1 protein-coding gene is annotated in these 1,876 nt (G+C 54.8%); it reads left to right on the top strand.

Annotated elements, in window-relative coordinates:
* A partial coding sequence (locus DES35_RS11340; protein ID WP_114366617.1) for a T9SS type A sorting domain-containing protein occupies nucleotides 1-1,868 on the top strand: 1,868 nt, incomplete at its 5' end.
* Nucleotides 1,869-1,876: the final 8 nt, after the last annotated feature.

The following is a 1,876-nucleotide window of genomic DNA, read 5'->3' on the forward strand; positions in this document are numbered from 1 at the left end:
CTACCGACATCAACGGAACCCCCAGAACCACAACCCCTGACCCAGGTGCCATTGAGTTCACGCCGTTACCCTGTACTGGCGCATGGGCCTTTCAGGCCGATAGCGTCTATCCCACTGGCGCATTGCTCAGCTGGCAATCCACCGCTGATACATTTCAAATCGAATGGGGACCCGTAGGCTTCACCCCGGCCACCGGACAGGGTACACTCATCAACAACATCCCCACCAAAACCTATCAACTCTCACCCTTGCCCGTCGGTATCTGTTTCCATGTATATCTCAGAGAAATCTGCAATGGCACCCCAGGAGTGCTCACCGGTCCTCTGACCATCTGCACCCCTATCCAGTTTGATGCCCAACTGGTAGAAGTCCTCGGGCTCTCTGCCAGCTTCTGTGGGGATACCAACACACATGTAAAATTCGTAGTCAAAAACAATGGTTTTGATACGATAAATAATCTTCCCTATGGACTGATTGTATCCGGCGACATCACCCAATCCATCACCGGAACCTATTCCACTCCCATTCCTCCCAATGCCACAGACACCATCTCAGTGGCTACCATCAACACCTCCAATGGCGGGCTGGTGCAATCCCTCTCCTATGTAAACCTGACCAATGACCAGGTCACAGCCAATGACTCCATCCAAACCAACATGGTCATCATCCCCGCGGCACCTCAAGCTCTGCCAGCAACCGCCTGTGCCGGCGATACCTCTGCCACCCTCATTGGCCGACCTCTGCCCGGCGTAGGCTACGAATGGTACAACGCGCCCACTGGGGGTACTCCCATCTCAATGAGTGATACTTTGGTCGTATCCAACCTGGCAGCCACCTACTACCTGGCTTATCAGGAATCTGCTGACTCCCTGCTCACCACCATTGCCGCTGGCAATTCCCAAAACGGCAACATGTTTGACGTCGATATCAAAGGAGGCTCACTGACCATTACCGGATTCACCGTATCCCCTAATACCACCGGGCAATCCACCTTCGAAATCTATCACCGCCCCGGAACGCATGTCGGATTTGAAAACTCAGCCGCCGGTTGGACCCTGCTGCAAACCTTCAACGTAAACGTCACCCAGACCGGCCCCTTTACCAAACTGACCTTCACCAACCCCATCACCCTCTCCCAGGGCACTCATGCCTTCTATGTGACCCGCGTCGGCGCCTCCGTCAACTATACCAACGGTACTGCCGTGGGCAACATCCTGGCCTCACACCCCCGCATCGATGTGAAAGAAGGCATCGGTAAATCCCATCCCTTCGGCTCCACCTTCTCCCCGCGCAACTTCAACGGGTACATCCACTTCGGCACCGAAGCCTGCTCTGATGTGCGAACTCCAGTGACCATCAGCATCATCGATACCCCAACGGTCAGCTTTACCTACACCATCTCCAACTACACCGTATCCTTCACCTCTCAAACTACACATGCCGACTCCCTCTACTGGAACTTCGGCGGAGCAGGCAACTCCAGTGATGCCAATCCAACCTTCACCTTCCCGCAAAATGGCGTCTACCCGGTCTGCGTCACCGCGTTCAACTCTTGTGGCTCTGCCACCTACTGCGATACCCTGAAATTCGCCATCGGAATCGCCGAAAACCGCCTGGCCAACCTGCTTAAAGTGTTCCCCAACCCCAGCTCCGGTGTCTTCTCATTAACCTTCACCGACGACCTGGCTGCCCTACCCATTGAGGTCACTGACCTTACCGGAAAACTTATCCTGCGCAGAGAATGGACCAGCTCATCCGGTCACTTTGACCTCACACTCGACCTCAGCCACCTGCCCTCCGGCAGCTATCTGCTCAGAGTCCACTCCACTGCAGGTATAATCAACCGAAAACTGACCATCGCCAAATAACCCACTTG

This window comes from Schleiferia thermophila (assembly GCF_003337435.1).
Taxonomy (GTDB): Bacteria; Bacteroidota; Bacteroidia; order Flavobacteriales; family Schleiferiaceae; genus Schleiferia; species Schleiferia thermophila.